The following is a 26,594-nucleotide window of genomic DNA, read 5'->3' on the forward strand; positions in this document are numbered from 1 at the left end:
CGCCGTTCGGCTGTCCGCGCCCGGAGCCCCACCCTGGGCGTGGCGGCGGCCGAACCTCAGGCCGGGAGGTGACCGACGTGGATGCTGCGAGCCGAGATGGCGGCGAGGTCGGTACGGCGGCCGAGGTGGTGCGGGCCGGCGGGATCGAGCAGTTGCCGCCAGACGGCCAAGTCGTCAGGGCTGAGCCATTCTTCCTGCGCCGGCCCATGACCGTGCCCATGACCATGCCCGTGCCCGCTGTTCTCGGCCGTGGCCGTCGGGTCGAGCCGGTCGATGCGGTGGCGGAACTGCTCGATCAGTTTCGTCCGGTCCTCGTCCGACAGGGGTACGGGCTTCTCGGTCAGGATCGTGCGGGTCGTGACGCCGGTCAGCCCGGCCCGTCGCAGCGCGTCGGTCCACCCGTACGGCATCGGGACCGAACCGGGCAGCACAGCCCGCATGCCCGCGAACCACCGGTCCTGGGCCAGATCCAGCCGCAGCTCCAGCCCGGGCTCGCCGATGCCCAGGTCCCACGGCAGGCTCCGCGCCGGCAACCCGCCTTCGGCCAGGGCGAGCCGCCCGCCCGGTGCCAGCAGCGAGGCGAGCGCGTCGATCGCCGACTGCTGGTCGGCGGCGTGGTGCACCGAGGCGGACGCCCAGACCAGGTCGGCCGGCGTACCGATTGCCTGTCGCAACGGTTCGGGGCCGTCGTCCATCGACACCAGTTCGCACCGGACGGCGCCGCCGGTGTGCTCGCGGGCCTGCCGCAGCACTTGCTCGTCGGCGTCGAGCGCGACCACTGTCGCGGCGGGCAGCGCCGCGGCGAGGGCCTTCGCCATGCCTCCGCCGCCGCAGCCGACGTCGACCAGCACCCGGTCGGTCGGCCGGACCAGGCCCGCGGCAACGATCTCGTTCCATCCGGCGTCGTCGGTGGCGGAGCTGCGCAGGTGCTCGGCCTGGTCGGCCCAGTTGATCTCGGTCATGCCGACAGTGTCCCGGACCGGCCGATATTCACGTTCAACTTCCGTGTCGGAGGCGGTCATGGTTGCGCGGCACTACCCACAGTGCTGTCCTGTCCGAGGGGACAGGAGGTGGCAGATGCCGGAGCCCGCGCAGGGGACTGTCGCGCGCCCACGGCTGACAGCGTTGCTGGAGGAGGGGGTCCAGCGGCGGTTGCTCACCGTCGTGGCGGACGCCGGGTTCGGCAAGTCCACGCTGCTCGGCTCCTGGGCCGCCGAGCGCCCTTGCGCCTGGTACACGGTCCGTGCCGAGGACCGCTCGCTTGCCGCGGTGGTCTCCGGCCTCGTCGAGTCGCTCCGGCGGCAGGTGCCCGCGCTGTCCACGGTCCTGACCGCGGAGCTCCAGGGACCGCGGGGCCCGGACGCCGACGCGGAGCAGGAGACCAGAGCACTCGCGTACGCCGCTGTGCTGGCCGAGGCGCTCGAGCAGAACCTCACGGCCGACCTGGTGCTCGTCCTGGACGACCTGCACGAGCTCGCCGCGGGTGATCCGGCCGCCCGGTTGATCGAAGGCCTGGTCCGGATCGCGCCGCCCGCGCTGCACCTGGTGGTGGCGTCACGGACCGCTGTGCCGTTCGGTATCGACCGGTTGCGCGGTCGCGGCCAGGTGCTGGAGATCGATGCGACGGCACTCGCGTTCACAGTGCCCGAGACAGTCGAGGTGCTGCGGGTGGTGCTCGGCGACGGAGCCGAGGAACTCGCCGAGCCGCTGCAGGCCGCAGTACAGGGGTGGCCGGCGGCTGTGCGGCTTGCGGTCGAGGCGTTGCGGACCGTGTCGGCTGCTGAGCGCCGGAGCCGGTTGCGGCGCGCGCTGCGGTCCGACGGGCCGCTGTACGACTACCTGGCCGAGGAAGTCTTCGCCGCCCAGCCTGCCGCCGTACGCCGGTTGGTCGCGGCTGTCGCGGTGTTGCCACGGTTCAGCTCCGGCCTGTGCGAGGCGATCGGTCTGTCGGACAGCGCCGACATCCTGCAGCAACTGCGGACCCGCGGCTTGCTGGTGTCCGCCGGGGACGCGGACTACGAGCTGAACCCGCTGGTTCGCGACTTCGCCCGGGACAGGTTGTCCTCCGACGAGCAGGAGATGAAGGCCCTCGTACGACGTGCCGGCCGGTGGTTCGAGTCGGTCGGCGAGCACCGGGACGCCCTGGCTTGCTTCCAGGCGGTGGACTCGGACGAGGTGGCGCGCATGCTCACCGAGCGCGGCCATGTCCTGGTCAGCGGCGGGCTGGCCGAGGTCGTGGTCGCAGCGGTCGCCGCACTGCCGACGGACCTGCGTACTCCGGCCACCGATCAGCTGGAAGGCGAGGCCCGTCAGGTCCTCGGCGACTGGCAGGGTGCCGAGCAGTGCTTCCACCGGATCATCGACGCGGACGGTGAGATTCCGGTCGGCATCGCCTGGCGCCTCGGACTGATCCACCATCTGCGCGGTCGCACCGACGTTGCCATCGCCACCTATCGGCGCGGGCGGGTCGACGGGCAGCAGCCGGCCGACGAGGCCCTGCTTCAGGCGTGGTGGGCCGGGGCGCACTGGTTGCGCGGGGAGTTCGACGAGTGCCGTGAGCTGATCGACGCTGCCCATGCCGCCGCCAGGCTATCCGGTGACGACCGGGCGCTGGCGATCGCCCACACGGTCCTGGCGATGCTCGCGGCGGTCGACAGCGACCCTCGCGGCAACGCGTCCCACTACCTGCGTGCTCTGGACCATGCCGAGCGGGCCGGTGACCTGTTGCAGTCGATCCGGATCCGGGTGAACCGCGGCTCGCACCACATCGCCGAGGGCGACTACACCCTCGGCCTGGAAGAGCTGGACCAGGCGCTGGAACTCGCGGACCGGGCCGGCTTCGCCGTGTTTCGCGCGCTGGCGCTGAACAACCGTGGTGAGGCGCTGCTGCGGCTGGGCCGCCTCGACGAAGCCATCGGGGAGCTGGAGGCGTCCAGAGCGCTCTACCAGAAGCTGGAATCCAAGCGGGTCGCGCAACCCCTGGCTGTGCTGGGTGAGGTCTACCGTGAGCGCGGTGACCGGGCGATGGCGCGCGCCTGCTTCGAGGAGGCGATCGCGATGGCGACCGACACCAAGGACATGCAGTCGCTGGTTCCGTCTCTGGCCGGGTTGGCGCGGGTGCTGGCGATGGAGGAGCCCGAACGCGCCGCCGAGCTGGCCGAGATGGCCAGGCAGGCGGTCGGCTACGGCCCGGTGCTCGGTCAGTGCGGAGCTCTGGTGGCGCTGGGCTGGGTCACGCTGCACGCGGGCAACAAGCAGGACGCCGCGAAGACCGCCGAAGAGGCCGCAGCGCTCAGCCGGAAGCGCCGCGACCGGGCCGGTCTGGCCGACGCGCTGGAACTGTACGCCGCGGCTGACGGCAGCGAGGTGCTGCACGAAGTACTGAACATCAGGAACGAACTGGGCGATCCCCTCGGACAGGCCCGTGCAGAACTCATGCTGGCCAGGCGCTCCCAAGGTCCAGTACGCCGTGAGCTGGCGTTGCGTGCCCATGAGCAGTTTCTGGCCGCCGGTGCCACCCGGTACGCCGCTGCGGCGCTGGCGACGAGCGAGGAGACCGGTCCGGCGCCGGTGCGGGTCGAGTGCCTCGGTGGCTTCCGTGTCCTGCGCAACGGCAAGCCGGTGCAGCTTGGCGAGTGGCCGTCGAAGAAGGCGCGGGACCTACTGAAGATCCTGGTGGCACGGCGCTGCCGGCCGGTGGCTCGCGTTCAGCTGCTCGACCTGCTCTGGCCCGACCAGGGCGAAGCTGTCGCGTCACCGAGGCTCTCGGTGGCTCTGTCGACAGTGCGGTCGGTGCTGGACCCGACCAAGCAGTTCGCCCCGGACGCCTTCGTCGGCGCCGACCGGGCCACCATCTGGCTGGACCGCGACCAGACCGCCGTGGACGTCGAGAACTTCCTGCACGACGCCCGGACGGGCCTCGACACCAACGATCTCGCCCGGCTGCGGACGGCCGAGGCGGCGTACAGCGGCGACTTCCTGGAGGAGGACGTGTACGCCGACTGGGCCGCCGGGCTGCGGGAGGAAGCCCGCGCACTCTACGTCCGGGTCGCGCGAGTGCTGGCCGAGCGCAGCAAGCGTGACCCCGACGCGGCCGCCGGCTACCTGCTCCGGATCCTCCAGCGCGACCAGTACGACGAACGGGCACACCTGGGCCTGGTCACCGCGTTCCAGGCGAGCGGTGCGCACGGGGAAGCGAGGCGGGCCTACCGCACCTACGTGCAGCGGATGACCGAGCTGGAGGTCGAGCCGGCGCCGTACCCGGGCGTCCCCGCGCGGCTTTAAGGCTTTCTGAAGCGCTGAGCGGACCATCGGGTCATGGCAGCGCCGGTGCACAACGCAGTCGTCGTCCGGGAGTTCGGGGCGACGGGTGAGCAGTGCCGGGGCGGAGTCCATCCGGGACGTGACTACCGGGCGGAGCACGGCACGGCGGTCCGGGCCACGCTGGCCGGTGTCGTCGTGCAGGTCGAGGGGGACCGGGTGGTGGTCGAGTCGAACGGGATCTGGCACCTGTACAGCCACCTGTCCGAGCCAGCGGTTCGACGGGGGGACACGGTGGAGACCGGGGACCAGTTGGGGCTAGCGCTCGGCCCGCACCTGCACTACGAGGAACGGGTCACGCCGTACCGGCCGGCGGACCGGCGCAACCCACGGTTCGACGTGCATGTCAGCCGTCCGGCGTACGGTGAGCGGGTGATCGCGACCAGGTTCGACACCGACCGCCTCGCGCTCCTCCCGCTCTCACCCGAGTACGCCGAGCCGATGGCGCGCGTGCTGTCGGCGCCGGAGCTCTACAGCTTCATCGGTGGGGAGCCGCCGAGCCTGGAGCAGCTGGCCGAGCGCTACCAGCGCCAGGTTGCCGGATCGGGACGACCGGGGGAGCACTGGCTCAACTGGGTGCTTCGGCTCCGGCCGGACGACGTACTGGTCGGCTACGTGCAGGCAACGGTGACCGGGGACGAGGCGGAGATCGCCTGGGTGGTCGGCGCGGACTGGCAGGGCCGAGGCATCGCCCGCGAGGCTGCAACCGGCTTGGTCGGCTGGCTGCGGGGCCAAGGGCTGGAGCGCATCGTCGCCCATGTCCATCCGGAGCACGCGGCGTCGGCGGCGGTCGCGTCCGCGGCTGGGCTCAGCCGGACCGAGCAGCTGGACGACGGCGAGCAGCTCTGGGTGCTCCAGCTCCGGTGAAAAGGTCCGGAAAAACGGAGCAGGCCCGCACCGACGAGTCGGCGGGGCCTGCTACGTACGGGGTTCAGACCGGGCGGACGTTCTCCGCCTGCGGGCCCTTGGGGCCCTGCGCGAGGTCGAACTCGACCTTCTGGTTCTCATCGAGGGTCCGGAAGCCGTCCGTCGCGATCGCCGAGTAGTGCACGAACACGTCGGCGCCGCCGCCGTCCTGCGAGATGAAGCCGAAGCCCTTTTCGCCGTTGAACCACTTCACTGTTCCGCTAGCCATGATCTGCTCCTTTGGTGGGGCGGGTATCAGGTCCGACGGTCGCCGGCACCCGGGTTGCCGAACGAGCCCTCCCACCCGGACCGTGGCCCGGAAATGAGAAAAACGCCCTGCGGATCACACTTCCCGCGGGCGTTTCAAGAACGAACGTGGAACTGCAAAACTGCAACCGACGGAAACGGTAGCACGAATTGCCCGGCTGCACAGTGCGCCCGGTCATCAGCAGCGAATCCGTGTCGATCTTCGGCTTGCTCACGCCGCGTCGCGCCGGAGAAAGAGCGTGGTCGCGGCCAGGAGTGTCGCGACGGCCCAGGCCACCAGGACGACCGTCGACAGACCGACAGTCGGCGTGCTCTGGTACAGCTGACTGCCCGCCTTTCCCGGCAGGTAGTCACCCACGCGGCCCAGCAACGGCGACGCCACGTACGCCAGCAGCAGGATCACGATCAGCGTGGGGATCGTGCCGCGCAGCAGCAGGCCGACGCCGTGGCCGAACATCGCCAGCAGGGTCAGGTAGCAGATCGACCCCACTGCGCCGGTCGCGATGTCCGTCCCCGGGGTGTCGGCGAACCGGTTCACGACCGCGAGGTGCGCCGCGGCGACGGTCAGCGCGGACGCGACGGTGACCGCGACCACGCAGGCGATCGCCTTCGCGCCGGCGAGCAGCAATCGCTGCGGGACGCTGATCAGCGACGTGACGATCTGCCGGTCGTCGTACTCGCTGGTCGCCGCCAGCAGGCCGACCAGGACGACACCGATCTGGCCGTACTGCATGACTTGGGCAACGACGGCGAGCGGCGGTATCGCGGCCCCGTCGGAGGCGCTCACCGCCAGCGTGAGCAGGCCGGTCAGGACTGCGGTGGTCGCGATGGTGACGCTCACGGCCGGCAGGCTGCGCAGCTTCAGCAGCTCCGCCGCGACGACGGAGCCCGCACCCGGGCCGGGCCGCTCAGGCATCACGCCGCGCAAACACGGAGCCGCACACCAGCAGGATGCCGGCGGTCCACAACGCCATCACCAGGCCGCCCGTCACCGGTGCGACGCCGGTGCCGGTGTCGCGCGTGATCATCCGCAAGCCGGCCAGATCGGGGAAGTAGTGCGCCAGCGAGGTGAGCTTCGAGAGCAGGAATGTCACCGAGACGAACGTGGAGTTGATGACGAGCACGATCAGCGGAACGATGCCGCTGCGCGTGACCCAGGTGATGCCGAAGCCCATCAGCGCACTCAGCGTCCAGTACACGAGGCCACCGACCACTCGGCCGAGCTCGGCGCCGTCCAGTCCGTTGGTCAGCAGGCTGTGTGGTCCGAGGAGAGCGCTCGTCACTGCGAGAACTGCCACCAGTGCGACTGTCGCCGCCACGACCGACACGATGGCCAGCGCCAATGCCTTGCCCACCAGCAGCCGAATGCGGTTCGGTACGGCGAGCAGGCTGGTGGTGATCTGGCGCCCACCGCCGGCGTCGGAGCTGTTGGTGGTGTACTCGCTGCTGACGAGCACGACCCCCAGCACGATCGCGGCCACCGAGCCCGGCAGGACCAGCTGGAACACGCTGTCCGCCGCGGAGTTGTACGCCGTACCGGCGTCGAGCTCGTCCCGCAGACGACCGGTGGTGAGCGCTGCGATCCCCGCGGGGCCGACGGTGCCGAGCCCGATCGCCAGCAGCGCGACCGGCAAGGACAGGAGCTTTCGGAGCTCGGCGACGACGATCTGCTTCATGCCTTGCCTGCGTTCGGTGCGCCAGCGGTCAGAGTGAAGAAGGCTTCCTCCAGGCCGGCGTGGTCGCCGACGACCTCGTCGATCGATCCCTGCGCGACGACCGAGCCGCCGGCGATCACCACCAGATCGTCCGCGGTGCTGCTCATCTCGGCCATGAAATGGCTGGACAGCAACACCGTGCGCCCCTCGTCGGCGGCCGTGCGGACGAGCTGCCGCAGCCAGCGGATGCCTTCCGGGTCGAGGCCGTTGACCGGTTCGTCGAGCACCAGCACCTCGGGATCACCCAGCAGTGCGGTGGCGATGCCGAGCCGGCGGCCCATGCCGAGCGAGAACTTGCGGACCCGGGTGCCGGCCGCGTCGGCGAGACCGACCTCCTCGAGCACGTGCCGCACCCGGTCGCGCGGCAGGCCGTTGCTCAGGGCAACCCACTCCAGGTGGGCCCGGGCGGTCCGGCTCCGATGGGCGCCGCTGCCTTCGAGCAGAGCGCCGACGGTCCGCAGCGGCGAGCGCAGGTCGCGGTAGGCCCGGCCGCCGATGGTCGCGCTGCCGGCGTCGGCCCGGTCGAGGCCGAGCAGGATGCGCAAGGTCGAGGACTTGCCCGCGCCGTTGGGGCCGAGGAATCCGGTGACGCGGCCCGGCACCGCCTGGAAGCTGACGTCCCGGACAGCCGTCGTACCGCGATGGTGTTTGGTCAGGTTGGCGATCTCGATCACCAGAGCAGTCTGGCGCCGGGGTGCACCCGCGCGGCATCGGTCAAAGGTTGACTGTCACCTCAGCGCCGGTACTCGTCGGCGAGGCCGGACTCGTAGGCCAGGATCACCAGTTGGGTGCGGTCGCGGACGTCGAGCTTGCTGAAGATCCGGCTCAGGTAGGTCTTCACCGTCGACAGGCTGAGGAACAGCTCGGCGGCCAGTTCCTCGTTGGACAGTCCGCGCAGCACCGCGCCGACCAGTTCCAGCTCGCGCGGGCTCAGCTGCTCGAAGGCCTCCGGCGTACGCCGGGTCCGGCCGCGGGACACCTCGGCGATCAGCCGCCGGGTGATCTCCGGCGACAGCATCGCCTGGCCCTCGTGCACGGTGTGGATCGCGCGCAGGATGTCCGTCACCGGCGCACTCTTGAGCAGGAACCCGGTGGCTCCGGCGCCGAGTGCCTCGTAGACGTACTCGTCCAGGTCGAACGTCGTCAGGACCAGCACCTTCGTGGCCGGCAACCGTGCGCAGACGACGCGGGTAGCGGTGAGCCCGTCGGTCCCGGGCATCCGGATGTCCATCAGGACGACGTCCGGGTGCAGCCGGGTGGCCAGCTCGATCGCCTCGTCACCGGTCGCGCCGCAGCCCAGCAGGTCGAGGGCCGGATCGCTGCCGACCAGCTCGGCCAGCGCGGCTCGTACGCTGCTCTGGTCCTCGGCGACGACCACGCCGATCCGGGCGCTCATCGCCGGTCCTGGGTCGGGATCACCGCGGCGACGCGGAAGCCGCCGTCCGGCAGGGGACCGGAGTGGAAGTCGCCGTTCACCAGCTCGACGCGTTCGCGCAGGCCGAGCAGCCCGTACCCCGCGCCGCCGGCCGGCGGTCGCACGGTCGTGCCGGTGCCGCGCCCGGAGACGATCTCGACGTCCACCACCTCCGGGCGACCGGTGACGGTGACCGTGCAGCGTGCGCCCTGCGCGTGCCGGACGGCGTTGGTCAGACTCTCCTGGACGATGCGGTAGATCGTCGGCTCCAGACTGGGCGGAACGTGCTCGCGACCGGTCAGCGCCAGCTCTGCCGGTACGCCGGCCGGCCGCACGTCGGCAACGAGTCCGGCCAGCGCCTCCAGGCCGGGAGTCGGAGCTCGTTCGGCCGTGGCGTTGTCGTCCCGAGCGGCGCCCAGCACGATCCGGAGATCGGCCAGCGCCTGCCGGCCCGACTGCTCCACCCGGATCAGCTCGCGGGACAACCGCTCGGCATCGCCGGGTGCCACGTGCGCCGCCACGCCGGCGGACAGCGTGATGCTGGTGAGCGAGTGCGACACCACGTCGTGGACCTCGCGAACGAGTCGGAGCCGCTCGGCCAGGACGGCCTGCTCCGCCTGCAGCCGCCCGTTCTGCTCGACCTCGACCAGTTGCCGGCGGGTCGCCTCACCGAGGGCCCAGCTGCCGGTGAGCACCAGGACGCTGATCAGCGCGTACCGCGCGGCCTCGGCGACCTCCCGGGTCCCGGTGAAGCCGAGCACCGTCACCGCGACCAGGACCACCGTCCCGACCGTCCGCGCGATCTTGGCCGAGCTCCGCCGTACGGCGACCGGGTACAGCGTCCAGGCGACGGCGACGAACGGGTCCTGGGTGATGTTCAGCAGAGCTCCGGTCAAGGTGGTCGCGCCGGTCAGGACCAAGGCGGTCGTCGCGAAGCGGCCCCGCAGCAGCAGCCCGCCCAGCAGGACGACCGTCAGCCCGAGCTCCAGCACCGCTCCGGAACCGGTCAGGTCCACCGGCAGCCAGAACACCGCGATCACGAGCATCCCGACCGCCGCGTTCAGCGCGGTCCCACCCGCGCGCCACTGCCCACCAAGCATGGGGCCGACGATACGGGAGCGGTCCCGAAACCGACTGCACGCCGAGGGAAGCGCATTCACCGAACATCGTATACCGTCGACAGTATGAGAGCTGCTGCAGTGGTGCTGGCCGGCGGCCGGTCGTCGCGGATGGGCACCGCCAAGGCGGGCCTGGAGTGGCACGGCTCGACGCTGCTCCGGCACGTCACCGGTGTGGTCGCCCGGGCCGTGGACGGACCGGTCGTCGTCGTCCGGGCACCGGGTCAGCAGCTGCCGGCGCTGGATCCGGCCGTGCTGGTCCGCGACGACCCCGAAGAAGGACGGGGGCCGCTGCAGGGACTCGCCGTCGGCCTGGCCGTCGCCGCCGACAGCGCCGGCACCGTGTTCGTCTGCTCGACCGACCTGCCCTTCCTGCACGTGGCTTTCGTCCAGGCCGTCCTGCGGCGCTTCGGTCCGGAGGGTCCGGAGGTGGTGCTCCCGTTCGTGCACGGTTACCGGCAGCCGATGACCGCGGGCTACCGCACCGACCTGGCACCGCGGATCACCAAGCTGCTCGACGCCGGGCAGCTCCGGCCGGCGCAGTTGTTCAAGGAGTGCGACGTCCTGCGGGTCGAGGAGGCGGAACTGCTCGCGGATCCCCAGCTCGCCCGGGTCGACCCGCGGCTGGACTCGGTGGTCAACGTCAACGAGCCGGCCGAGTACCGCGCGGCCCGCGACCGGCCTGCCCCCGAGATCGTCGTCGAGCGCTTCGGCGTGCTCGCCAACCGGGGCGGTGAGCGCGGTCCCCGGCGGGTCCGGGCGGCGACGCTCGGCGCCGCGGCGGAGCAGGTCGGACTCGCCTTCGACGGCCACGTGCTGGCGGCGATCAACGGTGACCAGATCCGCGGCGACGGACTGGTCCCACTGGTCGCCGGCGACACGGTCGCCTTCATCTCCGCGGACGCGGGCGGGTGATCCGGATGCCTCCAGGTGGCTACTTCGGCCAAGCACTGGTGATCGACGTCTCGGACGGCTCCTCCACCGTCCTGCCGCTGCTGGACGACGTGCTGCGCGCCTACCTCGGCGGCGCGGGTCTCGGCGTCTGGCTGCTGACCCAGCTCGGCGAAGCCGGCGTCGATCCCCTCGACCCGGCCGCCCCGCTGGCCTTCGTCTTCTCCCCGCTGGTCGGTACGCCGCTGACCACGAGCGCCAAGTTCGCGGTGGTCGCCAAGTCGCCGCTGACCGGGTTGCTCACCGACGCGCTCGCCTCCAGCCACTTCGCGATCGCCGGCAAGTTCACCGGGTACGACGCGATCGTGCTCACCGGCCGGTCGGCGACACCGGCGAACGTGTTCGTCGATGAGTCGGGCGTCCGGGTGCTCGACGCGTCCGCGCAGTGGGGCCTGTCCGCGGGACAGGCCGAGGAGTCCATCCGGACGCAGTACGGGCGGACGTGGCGGGCGGCGAGCATCGGCCCGGCCGGCGAGGCGCTCGTCCGGTACGCGACCATCTCGCACGACGGCCGGCACGCCGGACGCGGTGGCCTGGGGGCCGTGCTCGGCGCGAAGAACGTCAAGGCACTCGCGGTGAAGGGCCGCAAACGGGTGTCGCTGCACGACAAGGACGGCGTGCTCGCGGCGGCCAAGGACCTGCGCGGGCGGTCGTTCGGCCCGGCCACCGAGAAGTACCGGGAGCTCGGCACGCTGGCGAACCTGCTGGCGTTCAACGCGATCAGCACCCTGCCGACCCGCAACTTCCAGGCGGCCACCTTCGACGGCGCGGCGCGGCTCTCGGCCGAGGACCTGGCGTCGAAGCGCTCGGTGGCCAAGACCAGCTGCGCGTCCTGCACGATCGGGTGCGAGCACATCTACGCGACCAAGGGCGGCGGCAAGGTCCGGGTCGAGTACGAGAACATGTTCGCGCTCGGGCCGATGTGCGGAGTGTCCGACCCCGACCTGGTGCTGGCCGCGAGCGCCCGCTGCGACGAGCTCGGGCTGGACACCATCTCGGCCGGCGGCACGATCGCCTGGGCGATGGAGTGTGTGGACCGCGGTCTGCTGGACGTCCCGTGGCTGCGCTTCGGTGACGGCGACGCGCTGCTGCGGGCGCTGGACGAGATCAGTGCCCGTACCGGCGTCGGGGTCCTGCTGTCCGAGGGCACCCGGCGAGCGGCCGGCATCGTCGGCCAGGGCTCGCTGGCGTTCGCCGCGCAGGTCAAGGGCCTGGAGATGCCGGGGTACGAACCGCGCACGATGCAGTCGATGGCGCTCGGGCTGGCCGTCAACGCCCGCGGAGCGGACCACAACCGGTCCGGCGCCTACGAGGCCGATCTGAAGGGCGGCCTCGACCGGGTCCGCGGCACCGACGAGCACGTCCGCGCGGCCATCGAGACCGAGGACCGGGCCGCGATCATGGACTCGCTGATCCTCTGCAAGTTCCTGCGCGGTGTCTTCACCGAGCCCTTCGGCGAGTGGGCCGCGCTGCTGGCCGGCGTCACCGGCTGGGACGTCGACGGCGCCGAGCTGCGCGAGACCGCTCGCCGGATCGTGCACGCCAAACGCGCCTACAACCTGCGCGAGGGCTGGACCCCCGAGGACGACTGGCTGCCGGACCGGTTCCTGGACAGCTCGCTCGAACTGGCGTCGGGCCGGACCGCCACCCTGCCGGCCGAGCGGCTGCGCTCGATGATCGCCCGCTACTACGCCGAGCGCGGACTGGACGCCGACGGCCGCCCCACCGCCCTGCCCACCACCGTCACCACCGCTACCGGAACGGAGCCGACACCATGACCATCACGCGCCCTGCAGCGCCGGAGGTCGAGCAGCGCACGGTCTCGCTCACCATCGACGGGCAGTCGCTGACCGTCGCCGAGGGCACCACGATCTGGACCGCGGCCAAGGAGGCCGGCATCGACATCCCGGTGCTGTGCCACGACGAACGCTACGACCCGGTCGGTGTCTGCCGGATGTGCGTCGTCGACACCGGCGGCCGGGCCTACGCGGCGTCCTGCATCCGCCCGTGCGAACCGGGCATGGAGGTGGCCACCTCGACACCCGAGCTGGAACGCAGCCGCGCCGTCCTGGCCGAGCTGCTGCTGGTGGACCAGCCGCCGCGGGAGCAGGACCCCAAGCAGACGACCACCGCGGACAACGAGTTGCTCGCGGTCGCCGACGACTACTTCATCACCGACATCGAGGACCTGTGGCCGGGCCCGGCCCGCGGAGTGGACACGTCCAACCCGGTGATCGAGGTCAATCACGACTCCTGCATCCTCTGCGACCGGTGCGTCCGGGCCTGCGACGACGTCCAGGGCAATGACGTGATCGGCCGCAGCGGCAAGGGCTACTCGACCCGGATCGCGTTCGACCTGGACGACCCGATGGGCCAGTCGTCCTGCGTCACCTGCGGCGAGTGCGTCTCGGCCTGCCCGACCGGAGCCCTCACCAACAAGGCGATCAACAGCATCCCGATCCAGCCGCGCGAGACGCTCGAGGCCGTCGACACGGTCTGCCCGTACTGCGGGGTCGGCTGCGCCCTCACGTACTACGTCGACCGCGAACGCGGCGGGATCTCGTTCGCCGAGGGCCGGGACCAGCCGGGCAACCAGGGCCGGCTCTGCGTCAAGGGCCGGTACGGCTGGGACTACGCGTCCTCGCCGCAGCGCCTGACCAGGCCGCTGATCCGGATCGACGCGGCGTACCCGAAGGGACCGCTGTCGGCGGCGACGCAGGAGAACAGCACGCAGGAGCTGGACGGGCCGGGCCGCAAGCGCGGCGCGGGCAAGGGCCGCAAGCCGGGCGGACTGGTCCCGTACGAGGAAGTGATGCCGCACTTCCGGGAGGCGACCTGGGAGGAGGCGCTCGACCTGGTGGCCCGGAAGCTCGGTGCCATCTACGCCGAGAGCGGGTCCGACGGGATCGCCGGCTTCGGCTCGGCGAAGTGCTCCAACGAGGAGGCGTACCTCTTCCAGAAGCTGATCCGGACCGCGTTCCACAGCAACAACGTGGACCACTGCACCCGGCTGTGCCACGCCTCCAGCGTCGCCGCGCTGTTCGAGGGCGTCGGTTCCGGCGCCGTGTCCACGACGTACGGCGACATCGAGAACGCCGACGTCGCGATCATCACCGGCAGCAACGCGACCGCGAACCACCCGGTCGCCTCGTCGTTCTTCAAGCAGGCCCGGCGCAACGGCACCACGATCGTCTACATCGACCCGCGCGCCGGCACCGTCGCCGACCACGCCGACCTGTTCCTGCAGCTGAAGCCCGGCACGGACGTTGCCCTCTACAACGGCATCATGCACGAGGTGATCCGGCTCGGGCTGATCGACCGCGAGTTCCTGACCAGCCGGACGTCGAACTACGACGAGCTGGCCCGGACCGTGGCGGAGTACCCGCCGGAGCTCGCGGCCCGGATCACCGGCGTCGACGTCGAGCTGATCCGCGAGGTCGCTCGGGTCTGGGGCGAGGCGAAGGCCGGGGTCATCTACTGGGGGATGGGGATCTCCCAGCACACCACCGGCACCGACAACGCGCGCTGCCTGATCGCGATGTGCTGCATCACCGGCAACGTCGGCCGGCCGGGCACGGGGCTGCACCCGCTGCGCGGGCAGAACAACGTGCAGGGTGCCTCGGACGCGGGCCTGATCCCGATGTTCTACCCGAACTACCAGCGCGCGAACGAGACCAGGACCCGGGTGCTGTTCGAGAACGCCTGGGGCACCGAGCTGAACCCGGAGAACGGGCTGACCGTCACCGAGGTGATCCGGTCGATCCTCGACGGCGGAGTCCGCGGCATGTACATGCTCGGCGAGAACCCGTTCCTGTCCGACCCGAACATCAACAAGGTGCGCAAGGCCCTGTCCCAGCTGGACTTCCTGGTCGTGCAGGACATCTTCCTGACCGAGACGGCCGAGTTCGCCGACGTGGTGCTGCCGGCCACGTCGTACCTGGAGAAGGACGGCACGTACACCAACACCGACCGGCGGGTGCAGCTCGGGCGCAAGGTCTTCGACCCGCCGGGTGACGCCCGTGCGGACTGGGAGATCGTGCAGGACCTCGCGCAGCGGCTCGGCCTGGACTGGAACTACTCGTCGCCGCGGGAGGTGTTCGAGGAGATGGTCCCGCTGATGCCGGACTACGCGAACCTGACCTACGACAACCTCGGTGCGTCCGGAAAGCTCTACCCGGTCGAGGATCCCGAGCACAGTGACGGGACCGTGGTGCTGTTCGACGAGCGCTTCAACACCGCCGACGAGCTGGCCCACCTGGTCCCGGCGGAGTGGCTGCCGGCCAAGGAACTGCCGAACGAGCAGTTCCCGTTCGTGCTCAACACCGGGCGGCTGCTGCAGCACTGGCACACCGGGTCGATGACCCGGCGGTCGTTCGCGCTGGACACGATCGCTCCCCGGGCCGAGGTGTCCATCCACCCGGCCGACGCCGCCGAGCTGGGCCTGGTCGACGGCGAGTTCGCGCGGGTGTCGTCGCGGCGCGGCGAGATCGTGCTGAACGTCAAGATCTCGCACCGCGAGGCCCGCGGCAACGTGTTCATCCCGTTCCACTTCCGGGAGGCGGCGGCCAACCTGCTGACGATCGACGAGATCGATCCCACCGGCAAGATCCCGGAGTTCAAGTTCTGCGCCGTCGCGATCGCCCCGGCCGGCGACCGCGGCAGCGTCCGAGTCGGAGGTGCACCCCAGTGACGGTCACGGCGAACAAGGTCCCCGGTGTCGAGGCCAGGGCCGGCAAGTTCCGCGGTCCGAGCCTGATCCCGCTGCTGAACGCGATCCAGGCCCGCTGCGGCTGGCTGCCGCGCGAGGAGCTGGAGGCGCTGGCGCGGCAGCAGAAGCGGCCGCTGTACGAGATCGAGGGCCTGGTCTCCTTCTACCCGCACTTCCTCACCGCGCCGCCGAAGGATGTCACCGTGCGCGTCTGCCGGGACCTGGCCTGCTGGCTCAAGGGCGCCGAGGGGCCGGCCGCCGCGCTGACAGCGCAGTACGCCGAAGCCGAGGACGTCGAGGTGCTGGAGATCTCCTGTCCGGGCCGGTGCGACATGGCGCCGGCGGCAACGGTCAACGAGAAGCCGGTCCGGCTGGAGGACGTGCCGGCCACCGTCGAGCAGGTCGCCGCCGGCGATCGCGACCTCGGCGCGGTCGCCGCCTACGTGCCCGACGGAGGCTGGCCCAACGACCCGTACGCGTCGGGCGAGCACCATTACCGGTCGCTGCGGGCGCTGCTCAGCGGGCAGCTCTCCGCCGACGAGGTGATCACCGCGCTGCAGGACGCAGGTCTGCGCGGCATGGGCGGCGCGGGCTTCCCGACCGGCAAGAAGTGGGAGCTGGTCCGGGCCGCCGAGGGCGCGGTCAAGTACGCGATCTGCAACGCCGACGAGTCCGAGCCCGGCACGTTCAAGGACCGCCAGCTGCTCGCCGAGCAGCCGCACCTCGTGCTCGAGGGCCTGCTGATGGGCATGCTGGTGACCGGTGCCGAGGAGGGCTGGGTCTTCATCCGGCACGAGTACGGGCCGGAGGAGGCGGTGCTGCACAGCGAGATCGGCCGGCTGCGCGAGCAGGGCCTGATCGGACCGGACGTGCTCGGCACCGGCCGCCGGCTGATGCTCGACATCTTCACCTCGCCGGGCGGCTACATCCTCGGCGAGGAGACCGCGCTGCTGGAGTGCATGGAGGGCCACCGGGGCGAACCCCGGAACAAGCCGCCCTTTCCCGGCAACTACGGCCTGTGGGGCAAGCCGACGCTGATGAACTCGGTGGAGACGTTCGCCGACGTCCCGGCGATCGTTGCCCGCGGCGCGGACTGGTGGAACGCGCAGGGCGTCAACGGCGCCACCGGGCTCAAGTTCTTCGCCGTCTCCGGCCACGTCGAACGGCCCGGCGTGTACTGCGTGCCGATGGGCACGACGATCCGCGACCTGATCGACGTGGCCGGCGGTGTCGCCGGTGGCGCGGAGCTGGAAGCGGTGCAACCCGGCGGGGCGTCGTCGAACTTCCTCGGCCCGGAGCACCTCGACGTACCGCTGGACTTCGGCACGCTGGCCGAGGCCGGGTCGATGCTGGGATCGGGCGCGATGGTCGTGATGGCCGCCGGCACCGACGCCCTGGCCGCCGCCACCAACGTGCTGCGGTTCTTCCGCAACGAGTCCTGCGGCAAGTGCGTGCCGTGCCGGGTCGGTTCCACCAAGGCGCACGACCTGCTGACCGACACCTTGCGATCCGGGGGCGAACTGGACGAGGCCCGCAAGGCCCGGCTGCTGGAGCTCGAACTGGTTCTGCGCAAGTCGTCGATCTGCGGTCTCGGCCAGGTCGCGCTGGGACCTGTCGTCAGCGTGCTCGGCCGGCAACGCGGCGGGACGACGGCCCGCCCGCAGCCGCGGAACTGAGGCCCGCCCGTGCCCGGGAGAGAGTTCTTCCAGACCCAGTCGGTCGGCCAGGCGCTGGCCGGGTTCCGGCCGCGGCGCCGGACCGGCCCGGAGACCGTACGCCGGGAGGACGCGCTGGGCCGGGTTCCCGCCCGGGCGGTCCGGTCCGGCGTACCGCTGCCCGGCTTCGCGCGGTCGACGGTGGACGGCTACGCGGTCCGGGCCGCCGACACGTACGGCGCCGGCGACGGGTTGCCGGCCTACCTCGACGTGGTCGGTGCGCTGCGGATGGGGACGGCCGCCGACGTCGAGGTCCGGTCCGGTGGCGCCGTTCAGATCCCCACCGGGGCAGCTGTTCCGGGCAGTGCCGACGCGGTCGTGATGATCGAGCACACGCAGGTCACCATGCCCGGGGTGATCGAGGTGACCAGGCCGGTGGCGGTCGGGGACGGCGTGGTGCGGCCCGACGAAGATGTGGCTGTTGGCAACGAGCTGGTGCCCGCCGGCCGGCCGCTGCGGGCCCAGGATCTGGGGCTGCTGGCGGCGGCCGGGATCACCCGGCTGGTGGTGCTGCGCCGGCCGCGGGTGGCGATCATCTCGACCGGGGACGAGGTCGTTGCGCCGGACACCGAATGCGTGAGCCCGGGGCAGGTGCGCGACGCGACCGCCTCGGCGCTGGCGGCCCTGGTGCTCCAGGCGGGCGGCGAACCGGCGTCGTACGGGATCGTGCCCGACGACCTCGAGCTGCTGACCAAGACGCTGACGACCGCGGTCGCCGAGTGCGACCTGGTGGTCGTCTCCGCCGGGTCGTCGGTAGGGGCCCGGGACGAGACGACCGCGGCCGTCGAGGCTCTCGGAGCGCCGGGCGTCTACTGCCACGGACTCGCCATCAAGCCGGGCAAACCGACCTTGCTGGCCGAGTGCGCGGACGTGCCGGTGATCGGTCTGCCGGGCAATCCGCTGTCGGCGCTGGTGGTCTTCCGGATGGTCGGGCTGCCCGTGCTCCGGCTGGTCGGCGGCATCACCACCGTGCCGCCCGAGCCGTCCACGGCCGCGACGATGGCGCGACCGGTCGCATCCGCTGCCGGCCGTCTCGACGTCGTCCAGGTGTCGGTCCGCGACGGTGTGGCGACCCCGTTGTTCGGCCACTCGGCACTGCTGTCCTTGCTGACCAGCGCGGACGGTTACGTGGTGATCCCCGAACCGGCGACCGGGCTCGACGCCGGCACTTCGGTCACCGTGACGATGTACAGGTAGGTGAGGCGTGGTGCACAGCAGTCCCTTCATCAGTGACGTTCCCGTCGCGGACGCGCTGCAGGCCTGGTACGACGCGTGCGCGGCCGCCGGGTGTCCCGACCGGGTGGCGGCCGACCTGGTGCCCCTGGCCGAGGCGGCCGGGCGCGTCACGGCCGAGCCGATCTGGGCGACCCGGTCCTCGCCGGTCAGCGACGTGGCGGCGATGGACGGCATCGCCGTACTGGCTCAGGACACGCACGGTGCCGGGCCGACCAGCCCGCTGCTGCTCGGCGCGGACGGGTACGTCGTGGTGGACACGGGCGATCCGATGCCCGACGGCTTCGACGCGGTGGTGATGCGCGAGCAGGTGCACTACGTCGGTGCGGACCCGAAGGTCGACGCGGAGATCCGGTCCGCGGTCCCGCCGTACCAGCACGTGCGGTCGATCGGTGAGGACATCAGCGCGGGGGAGTTGCTGCTGCCGGAGGGACACCGGCTGCGGCCGGTCGACCTGGCCGCCGCGGCGGCCGCCGGAGCCACCCGCGTGCTGGTACGCCGCCGGCCGCGGGTCGTGGTGATCCCGACCGGGGACGAGATCGTGCCGGTCGGCTCGCCGGTACGCCGCGGCGAGATCCTGGACACCAACTCGCTGATGCTGGTCGCCCAGGCCCAGGAGGTCGGCTGCGAGGCGTGGCCGACCGGGATCGAGCCGGACGACGTCGAGCGGCTCCGTACGGCGGTTCGGGATGCGGCGAGCACCGCGGACCTGGTGATCGTGATCGCCGGGTCGAGCGCCGGCCGGGACGACTACACCGCGCGGATCGTCGGCGAGCTCGGCACGCTGGCCGTGCACGGCGTGGCGGTCCGGCCCGGTCACCCGGTCGTGCTCGGAGCGGTGGACGCCACGCCGGTCGTCGGCGTACCGGGGTATCCGGTGTCCGCGGCGCTCACGTTCGACATCTTCGTGGCGCCGCTGCTGGCGACCCTGGAAGGCGCCGCGGCCGCCGAGCGGCCCGAGATCACCGCCAAGCTGGCCCGCAAACTGCCGTCGGTGGTCGGCATGGACGACTGGGTGCGGGTGCGGCTCGGTTCGGTCGGCGGGCAGGTGGTGGCCTCGCCGCTGCCGCGCGGTGCCGGCGTTCTCACCTCGCTGGTCCGGGCGGACGGCTTGCTGCTCGTGCCGGCCGGCGTCGAGGGACACCACGCCGGTGAGGAGGTCGGGGTGCGTTTGCTGCGCCGGCTACCGGAGATCGAGCGCACGATCGTCGCCATCGGTTCGCACGACCTGGTCGTCGACGTCGCGGCGACGATGCTGCGCGGCGCCGACCCGACGCTGACGCTGGCGTCGTCGAACGTCGGATCGCTCGGCGGGCTGGTCGCTCTGCGGGACGGCCTGTGCCACCTGGCCGGATCCCACCTGTTGCACCCGGCAACGAGCGAGTACACGCTGCCCTATCTGGACGAGCTGATGCCCGGGCGCGAGCTGGCCGTCATCCGGCTGGTGCACCGCGACCAAGGGCTGCTCGTGCCGCCCGGCAACCCGCTCGGCGTCACCGGTCTGGCGGACCTGGGCGAGCGCGACCTCTCCTACGTCAACCGGCAGCGCGGCGCCGGCACCCGGATGCTGCTGGACCAGGAACTGCGCAAGCTCGCCGTGGACCCGTCGAGCGTGCGCGGCTACGCCCGGGAGGAACCGACGCACCTGGCGGTGGCGGCCGCCATCGCGGCGGGCCGGGCCGACTGCGGGCTCGGCATTCTCGCCGCGGCCCGGGCGTTCGGGCTGGATTTCGTACCGGTGGCCGAGGAGCCGTACGACCTGGTCGTGGCGGCACCGAGCCTCGACGACCCGCTGCTCACGCCGCTGTGGGAGTTGCTGCACTCGGCCGACTTCCACGGCGCGATCGCGAAGCTGGGCGGCTACAACACGACCGAGACAGGAAGGCGATTGCGATGAGGCGGGTCGTTTGCTTGCTGGCAGCAGTGGTGGTCACTGGCTGCTCCGGGGGTACTGCGGCCGTCAGCTCGGGTCCTTCGGGATCCTTCGTGCTGGCGACCACCACCAGTACGCAGGACTCGGGTCTGCTCGACGACCTGCTGCCGGCCTTCGACGAGGTCAGCGACTGCGCCGTGAAGACGGTTGCGGTGGGATCCGGGCAGGCGATGAAGATGGGGGAGAAGGGCGACGCCGACGTACTGCTGGTGCACTCGCCGGCGGCCGAGCAGAAGTTCATGGCGGCCGGGCACGGTGCCAGCCGCGAACCCGTGATGCACAACGACTTCGTGGTGGTCGGACCGCCCGCGGACCCCGCCGGGCTGGCGGGATCGGCGCCCGGCACCGCCGCCGCGGCGCTGAAACGGATCGCCGACCGGCAGGCGCCGTTCGCCTCCCGCGCCGACGACTCCGGCACGCACGCCAAGGAGCTGGCGCTGTGGAAGGCCGCGGGCGTGAAGCCGAGCGGCCGGTGGTACGTGGAGACCGGGCAGGGCATGGGCGCCACCCTGACGATCGCGAACCAGAAGCAGGCCTACACGCTGGCCGATCGCGGCACCTTCCTGGCCACAAAGGGACTGCGGACGAAGGTGCTGTTCGAGGACTCGGCCGACCTGCGCAACGACTACCACGTGATCGTCGTCGACCACGAGGGTGTGAACACCGGCTGCGCCACCGAGTTCGCCGGCTGGGTCCGGCAGGCGCCGGCGCAGCAGCTGATCGCGAAGTACGGCGAGGACCGGTTCGGCGAGCCGTTGTTCTTCGCCGACGCGGGCCGATGAACCCCGAGCCGGTCCACGAGGTCCTGGCCCGGTCGGCGACCGTCTCGCTGTCGGCCACCGTGATCGCCTCGCTGATCGGCATCGCGCTGGGAACGCTGCTGGCGCTGGCGAAACTGCCCGGCCGCCGGTTGCTGACCGCGGTCGTCAACACCGGTATGGCGGTACCGACCGTCGTCGTCGGGCTGGTCGTCGCGCTGCTGCTGTGGCGCAGCGGCCCGCTCGGTGACCTCGGGCTCATCTACACCGTGCGCGGCATGATCATCGCCCAGGTCGCGATTGCCACGCCGCTGATCACCGGCATCACGATGGCCGCGCTGCAACTGCTGCCGCCGGAGCTGCCCGAACAACTGCGCTCGCTCGGCGCGAACCGCCTGCAACTGGTGGCCCGGCTGTGGATCGAGGCCCGGCTGCCGCTGCTGGCCGCCGCGATGGCCGGCTTCGGGCACGCCATCTCCGAGGTCGGGTCGGCGACGCTTGTCGGCGGCAACATCCATGGTCAGACCCAGGTGATGACGACCGCGATCGTCGAGAACGTCAGCCGCGGCGAGTTCGGCGTCGCCGTCGTGTACGGCGCGATCCTGCTCGTGCTCGCCTTCGTGGTCAACGGCCTGCTGGTGTCGATCCAGCAGCGAGGGGCGTCGTGGGCGCGGAGCTGACGCTGCGCGGGGTCCGGCACCGTCGCGGCGACCGGGAAGTACTGCGGATCGACCAGCTCGACATCGCCGCCGGTGAACGGTTGTCGGTGCTCGGTCCCAACGGTGCGGGCAAGACCACGCTGCTGCGGCTGCTCGCCGCGGTCGAGCCGCCGTCGACGGGCACCATCGCGATCGACGGACTCGGTACGGCGAGCGGCGGGGTGGAGCTGCGCCGGCGCGTCGCCTACGCGACCCAGCGGGCCGGGCTGCTCAGCACCAGCGTGCGACGCAACGTCGAGCTGCCGCTGCAGTGGCGGAAGGTGCCACGCCGTCGGCGCCGGGACCTCGCGGTGGAAGCGCTCGAGCGGCTGCGGGTCGCCCACCTGGCCGATCGTCCGGCCCGGGCGTTGTCCGGAGGCGAACAGCAACGCGTCAGCCTCGCCCGGGCGCTCGTTCTCGATCCGGCCGTCCTGCTGCTCGACGAACCGGCGGCCGGGCTGGATGCGCAGTCCCGGGCGGCCTTCTTCGCCGATCTCGACCAAGCCCTGGCGGACCGGTCGGTCACGGTCGTGCAGGTGTCGCACCGCGCCGAGGAAGCACTCGGACTCGCCGACCGGGTCGTCGTCCTGCTGGCCGGCCAGGTGCATCAGATCGGCACGCCCGAGACGCTCAACCGGCATCCCGTGGACGCCGGCGTTGCCGCCTTGGTCGGCTACGAGAACCTGGTCGAAGCCGAGGTCGGGCCGGATGGCACCGTGCTGGTCGGCGCGACGCCCACGGGGCTGACCTGCGACCGCCCCGCGGGCCCGGTCACGGTCGCCGCCTTCGCCAGCGGCGTCCGGCTGGTGCCGGCCGACTGGCCCGGCCTGCCGGTCCGCGTTGCTCGCGTCAGTCCTGGCCCCGGCCACCGGACGGTCGCGCTCTCGGGCGCGGTTTCCCTGCTGGCCCACGTCCCTGTGCGGGCGGCGACGTCACTGCTCGCGGGCAGCCGGGTGCGGGTCGTGTTCGACCCGGCCCTGAGCACGATCCTGCCGCGCAGCTGACTGTCGGTCACGCGTCGACCCCGGACAGCCCACTGCTGGCGGATGCCGCCACGATCAGTTACGTTCGACTGATTAACTCTAGTGGTTCACTAGAGTTTTCACCTGTGGGGGGTGGGTCGCATGACCGAAGGAACAGCGGACTGTACGGTCGCGGTGATCGGGGCAGGAGCGGCCGGGACGTTGGTGGCGGCCAGACTGCTCGACGCCGCGGCCGGCCGGACGATGCGGATCGTGCTGATCGATCCAGGCCCGGCGACCGGCCAGGGGGCGGCGTACTCGACGCCGGACGGCCGGCACCTGCTCAACGTGCCGGCGGCCGGGATGAGTGCCCTTCCGGACCGGCCGGACGACTTCGTCGACTGGCTGCGGGACCGGGTCGACGCGGGCATCAAGCCGTCGACGTTCGTGGCCCGGGCCCGGTACGGCGACTACCTGGCCGAGCATCTCGCCGGCTGCGCGCGCCGCTCGTCCGCCGTGCTGGAGCGCCGGCATGCCCGGGTCGTGACCGTGGACCACACGGGCCGACGGCAACTGACCGTCCGGCTCGACACCGGCGAGGCGCTGGTCGCGCGGGCGGCGGTCCTGGCCACCGGCACGTCGCCGGGAATCGCCTGGGCGCCGTCCGGCCTGGCCGGCTCCGACCGGCTCGTGGTCGATCCGTGGGCGCCGGGTGCCCTGGAAGGTCTGTCCGGGTCGGACATCCTGCTGGTCGGGACCGGCCTGACCATGGTGGACGTCGCGCTGTCGCTGGACCGGCCGAGCCGAAGTGTGCACGCGGTGTCGCGCCAGGGCGTCGTACCGGCGGTGCATCGTGCGGAGAAGACGCCGCCGGTGGCGGCGCCTCCGGAGCTTGCCGAGAGCAATGACTTGGCGACGCTGCGGACCGCCCTACTGCGGCACGTGGTCGAGACGGTACGGCGTACTGGCGACTGGCGGGCCGCTGTCGACGGGTTGCGGCCGATCACCGCGGCAGTGTGGAAGCGTTTGTCCGAGCACGACAAGCTGGAGTTTCTGCGCAACGACGCGCGGACGTGGGACGCGCATCGGCACCGTATGGCGCCGGTGACCGCGGAACGCCTGGCCGCAGTGCGGGAGACCGGGCGGTTGTGCCTGCACCGCGGTGAGGTGGTCGCTGCCGAGGACACCGGCGACGCGGTCAAGGTGCTGCTCAGCGACGGGACGGCGATGACGGTCGGTGCCGTGGTCAACTGCACCGGTCCGGTCGCAGCTGCGAGCGCGGATCCGCTGCTCGCCTCGCTGCTGGCGGATGGACTAGCCCGCTCCGGCTCTGCCGGGCTGGGCTTGGAGACCGCGGACGACGGCCGGCTGCTGGGTGCCACCGGACGCCGGGCGCCGATGTGGACGCTGGGCGCCCTGCGTCGCGGGGGTTTGTGGGAGTCGACGGCGCTGCCCGAGATCCGTGGTCAGGCGGCCGAGGTCGCGAAGGCTGTGCTGGGGGACCTGTTCCGCCCGGCGGTACGGCGTCAGACCGACGTGTACGGGCTGCGCCTGACGACGACGGGTCGCGCGGCCGCGGCGTACAACGAGGCGCTGGGGCGGCTGCTCCGGTTGCAGGGTGGCGCGGAGGAACTCGTCGCCACGGCTGTGACAGAGGATCCGGACTTCGCCGTGGGGCATGCGGCCCTGGCCCTGCTCGGTCACGAGTGGGGAATGGACGTCGACGTCGCCACCGAACTGACCGCCGCGCAGGCGGCGAGCGAGCGCCGGTTGCTGGACGATCGCGAGCGGAGCTTCCTGACCGCCGTCTCGGCCCGCGTCGATCGGGCCGATGCCTCGGCGTTGCTCGCGCACCTCCGCGAGTACCCGCTGGACGCGTTGGTCGTCAGCGTCGCCATCCCGACGGTCGCCTTCGGCGGTCTGACCTCCGGCAGCCGGACCGCGGAGCTGGTGGAAAGCCTCGCTCCGGCGTACGGCGGTGACTGGTGGTACGCCGGGCAGCTGGCCTTCGTCCGGCAGGAGCAGGAACGGTGGGGCGAGGCCGAGCAACTCTCCTCGTACGCGCTGTCGCTCGAACCGTGCTCGGGACACGCGGTGCACGCCCGAGCGCACGTCTTCTACGAGACCGGTCAGCACGGCGAAGGCCTGCGGTGGCTCGACGGCTGGATCCGCCGGCGGGGACCGCAGGCGAACCATCGCGCGCACTTCTCCTGGCACGCGGCGCTGCACGAGCTCATGATGGGGGACACCGACGCGGTCCGCCGTCGATACCACAGCCAGCTCGCTCCGCCCGGTGTGAGCGGGTCCCGCGTCCTGGTCGACTCGGGCGCGATGCTGTGGCGCTGCCGGATGACGGGAGCCTGGCCGGGTCCGTTGCCGGTCGCGGACGTGCTGGCCGCAGCGCCGGACGGCTGGCTGGAGCAACCGCCGACGGGCTTCGCCGCCATGCACAGCGCGATCACCTTGGCCGCGGCCGACGACCTCACCGGTCTGGATCGCCTGCGCAGCAATGCCGCGGCCCATCCGGACCCGGTGTTCCGGGACGTCGTCGCTCCGCTGTGCTCGGCGCTGGCCGCTGTCGTCAGTGGCGACTGGGGCACCGCGCTTGTCATCCTGCAAGCCCTGCCGTCTCGGCTGCTCGCGCTCGGCGGTAGTGCGGCCCAGCGCGATGTGGTCGAGGAGACTCTCGTCTACGCGCTGGCGTCGGCCGGCCGCGGGGACGACGCGGCGCTGCTGCTCGACTCCCGGCTCAGTCGCAGACCGTCGCCGCTCGACGTCCGCCGCCGGGACGCGTTCGCCGCGCACCCGGCCACTGCCTGACCGTTCCTCGCGCCCCCGGCCACCTGCCTGGCCGTTCCTCGCGCCCCGCAGACCGCGCTCCGCAGACCGCGTCTGCGGGGCGCAGTCGTGCGCGGATCCGGGCAGGCGCTTTCCAAATCCCCTGGTAGGCAAGGGCTATCAGGACATCGGCACTGTGACGTTGGTCATGCCTTGACCGGCCTACCTGGCCAGCCTACTGTATGCGGTATACCGAGCCCCACCGAAAGGCGGGACCCATGGAGACTGCTGCGCCCAAGTACGCCGTGAACTGCTCGATCCTGTTCACCGAACTGCCCTTGCTGGAAAGACCCGCGGCCGCCCGGGCGGCCGGGTTCGAGGCCGTCGAGTTCTGGTGGCCGTTCGCGTCGGCGCTGCCCGGCGACGCGGAGGTCGACGCGTTCGAACGCGCGATCCGCGACGCCGGCGTCCGGCTGACCGGACTGAACTTCGCCGCCGGCGACCTGCCGGGCGGTGACCGCGGCCTGGTGTCGTGGCCGCAACGCTCGCTGGAGTTCCGCGACAACATCGCGGTCACGCTGGGCATCGGCGAGCGACTCGGCTGCCGCGGCTTCAACGCGCTCTACGGCAACCGGGTGGACGGCGTCGCCCCGGCCGCCCAGGACGAACTGGCCGTCGAGAACCTCACCCTCGCCGCCACGGCAGCCCGTTCCTTCGGCGGGACCGTCCTGGTCGAGCCGGTCAGCGGGGCCGAGCGGTACCCGCTGCTCACCGCGGCCGACGCGGTCGCCGTGATCGACCGGGTCGAGCGGGAGTCCGGCGTGGCCGGTCTCGGACTGCTGGCCGACCTGTACCACCTGACCGTCAACGGGGACGACGTGAGCAAGGCGATCACGACGTACGCGGACCGGATCGCGCACGTGCAGCTCGCCGACGCACCCGGCCGGAACGAACCCGGGACCGGCACGATCCCCATCGACCAGCACCTCGGAGAGCTGCGCGCGGCCGGGTACGCCGGCTGGATCGGGCTGGAGTACAAGCCCAGCGGCAGCAGCACCGACAGCTTCGGCTGGCTGCGTCGTACCGAGCTGGACCGGACGGACTGAGAAGGAGCTGGC

At 71.8% G+C, this 26,594-nt stretch carries 20 protein-coding genes; 13 read left to right on the forward strand and 7 right to left on the reverse strand.

Translation table 11 applies throughout. The features are described from left to right. Nucleotides 1–56: 56 nt before the first annotated feature. Nucleotides 57–962 carry a class I SAM-dependent methyltransferase gene (locus KFLA_RS10400; protein WP_012919744.1) on the reverse strand — a complete coding sequence of 302 codons (906 nt, stop codon included), beginning with the start codon at nt 960–962 and terminating at the stop codon, nt 57–59. A 115-nt stretch (nt 963–1,077) separates the two neighbouring features. Here KFLA_RS10400 and KFLA_RS10405 point away from each other — a divergent pair, with 115 nt between their 5' ends. Both KFLA_RS10405 and KFLA_RS36570 read left to right on the forward strand, forming a co-directional pair. Next, a complete protein-coding gene (locus KFLA_RS10405) occupies nt 1,078–4,284 on the forward strand; it encodes an AfsR/SARP family transcriptional regulator (RefSeq protein WP_012919745.1) in 3,207 nt (1,068 codons plus the stop codon). A gap of 33 nt (nt 4,285–4,317) precedes the next feature. Continuing rightward, entirely contained in the window at nt 4,318–5,187 is an 870-nt protein-coding gene (locus tag KFLA_RS36570) for a GNAT family N-acetyltransferase (RefSeq protein ID WP_012919746.1), read from the forward strand. Nucleotides 5,188–5,251: 64 nt separating this feature from the next. On the opposite strand, the gene KFLA_RS10415 is transcribed toward KFLA_RS36570, so the two are convergent. The 6 genes from KFLA_RS10415 to KFLA_RS10440 all read right to left on the reverse strand — a co-directional run bounded on the left by KFLA_RS10415 (nt 5,252) and on the right by KFLA_RS10440 (nt 9,722). Then, entirely contained in the window at nt 5,252–5,455 is a 204-nt protein-coding gene (locus tag KFLA_RS10415) for a cold-shock protein (protein WP_012919747.1), read from the reverse strand. 249 nt (nt 5,456–5,704) lie between these two features. Then, on the reverse strand, nt 5,705–6,409 hold the full coding sequence (locus KFLA_RS10420) for an ABC transporter permease (RefSeq protein ID WP_012919748.1): 705 nt from the start codon (nt 6,407–6,409) through the stop codon (nt 5,705–5,707). Next, nucleotides 6,402–7,169: an ABC transporter permease gene (locus tag KFLA_RS10425; protein ID WP_012919749.1), complete on the reverse strand. Its 768-nt coding sequence runs from the start codon at nt 7,167–7,169 to the stop codon at nt 6,402–6,404. The genes KFLA_RS10420 and KFLA_RS10425 overlap by 8 nt, the downstream gene beginning before the upstream one ends. Further along, entirely contained in the window at nt 7,166–7,882 is a 717-nt protein-coding gene (locus KFLA_RS10430) for an ABC transporter ATP-binding protein (protein ID WP_012919750.1), read from the reverse strand. The genes KFLA_RS10425 and KFLA_RS10430 overlap by 4 nt, the downstream gene beginning before the upstream one ends. 59 nt (nt 7,883–7,941) lie before the next feature. Further along, nucleotides 7,942–8,604, reverse strand: a complete 663-nt coding sequence (locus KFLA_RS10435; protein WP_012919751.1) for a response regulator transcription factor — start codon at nt 8,602–8,604, stop codon at nt 7,942–7,944. Continuing rightward, nucleotides 8,601–9,722, reverse strand: coding sequence for a sensor histidine kinase (locus KFLA_RS10440; RefSeq protein ID WP_012919752.1), 1,122 nt, complete (start codon nt 9,720–9,722; stop codon nt 8,601–8,603). The genes KFLA_RS10435 and KFLA_RS10440 overlap by 4 nt, the downstream gene beginning before the upstream one ends. An 84-nt stretch (nt 9,723–9,806) precedes the next feature. Between KFLA_RS10440 and KFLA_RS10445 the strand changes: the two genes are divergently transcribed. From KFLA_RS10445 to KFLA_RS10495, 11 genes are all read left to right on the forward strand, one after another. Next, nucleotides 9,807–10,655: an NTP transferase domain-containing protein gene (locus KFLA_RS10445; protein WP_012919753.1), complete on the forward strand. Its 849-nt coding sequence runs from the start codon at nt 9,807–9,809 to the stop codon at nt 10,653–10,655. Nucleotides 10,656–10,660: 5 nt separating this feature from the next. Next, nucleotides 10,661–12,469 carry an aldehyde ferredoxin oxidoreductase family protein gene (locus KFLA_RS10450; protein WP_012919754.1) on the forward strand — a complete coding sequence of 603 codons (1,809 nt, stop codon included), beginning with the start codon at nt 10,661–10,663 and terminating at the stop codon, nt 12,467–12,469. Continuing rightward, the gene (fdhF, locus tag KFLA_RS10455) at nt 12,466–15,381 is read left to right on the forward strand and encodes a formate dehydrogenase subunit alpha (protein WP_012919755.1); all 2,916 of its coding nucleotides are present in this window, start codon (nt 12,466–12,468) and stop codon (nt 15,379–15,381) included. The genes KFLA_RS10450 and fdhF overlap by 4 nt, the downstream gene beginning before the upstream one ends. Further along, nucleotides 15,378–17,075, forward strand: a complete 1,698-nt coding sequence (locus KFLA_RS10460; protein ID WP_012919756.1) for an NAD(P)H-dependent oxidoreductase subunit E — start codon at nt 15,378–15,380, stop codon at nt 17,073–17,075. Before fdhF ends, KFLA_RS10460 begins: the two co-directional genes overlap by 4 nt. Before the next feature lie 9 nt (nt 17,076–17,084). Next, nucleotides 17,085–18,311 carry a molybdopterin molybdotransferase MoeA gene (locus tag KFLA_RS10465; RefSeq protein ID WP_012919757.1) on the forward strand — a complete coding sequence of 409 codons (1,227 nt, stop codon included), beginning with the start codon at nt 17,085–17,087 and terminating at the stop codon, nt 18,309–18,311. A 10-nt stretch (nt 18,312–18,321) separates the two neighbouring features. After that, entirely contained in the window at nt 18,322–20,244 is a 1,923-nt protein-coding gene (locus KFLA_RS10470; RefSeq protein WP_202797109.1) for a molybdopterin biosynthesis protein, read from the forward strand. Then, nucleotides 20,241–21,062 carry an ABC transporter substrate-binding protein gene (locus tag KFLA_RS10475; RefSeq protein ID WP_012919759.1) on the forward strand — a complete coding sequence of 274 codons (822 nt, stop codon included), beginning with the start codon at nt 20,241–20,243 and terminating at the stop codon, nt 21,060–21,062. The genes KFLA_RS10470 and KFLA_RS10475 overlap by 4 nt, the downstream gene beginning before the upstream one ends. Next, nucleotides 21,059–21,718: an ABC transporter permease gene (locus KFLA_RS10480; protein WP_012919760.1), complete on the forward strand. Its 660-nt coding sequence runs from the start codon at nt 21,059–21,061 to the stop codon at nt 21,716–21,718. The genes KFLA_RS10475 and KFLA_RS10480 overlap by 4 nt, the downstream gene beginning before the upstream one ends. Continuing rightward, nucleotides 21,703–22,740, forward strand: a complete 1,038-nt coding sequence (locus KFLA_RS10485; RefSeq protein WP_012919761.1) for an ABC transporter ATP-binding protein — start codon at nt 21,703–21,705, stop codon at nt 22,738–22,740. The genes KFLA_RS10480 and KFLA_RS10485 overlap by 16 nt, the downstream gene beginning before the upstream one ends. A 120-nt stretch (nt 22,741–22,860) precedes the next feature. Further along, a complete protein-coding gene (locus KFLA_RS10490) occupies nt 22,861–25,518 on the forward strand; it encodes an FAD/NAD(P)-binding protein (RefSeq protein ID WP_012919762.1) in 2,658 nt (885 codons plus the stop codon). 236 nt (nt 25,519–25,754) lie between these two features. Beyond that, entirely contained in the window at nt 25,755–26,582 is an 828-nt protein-coding gene (locus KFLA_RS10495; protein ID WP_012919763.1) for a hydroxypyruvate isomerase family protein, read from the forward strand. Nucleotides 26,583–26,594 lie beyond the last annotated feature (12 nt).

The sequence above is a fragment of the Kribbella flavida DSM 17836 genome, assembly GCF_000024345.1.
Lineage (GTDB): Bacteria > Actinomycetota > Actinomycetes > Propionibacteriales > Kribbellaceae > Kribbella > Kribbella flavida.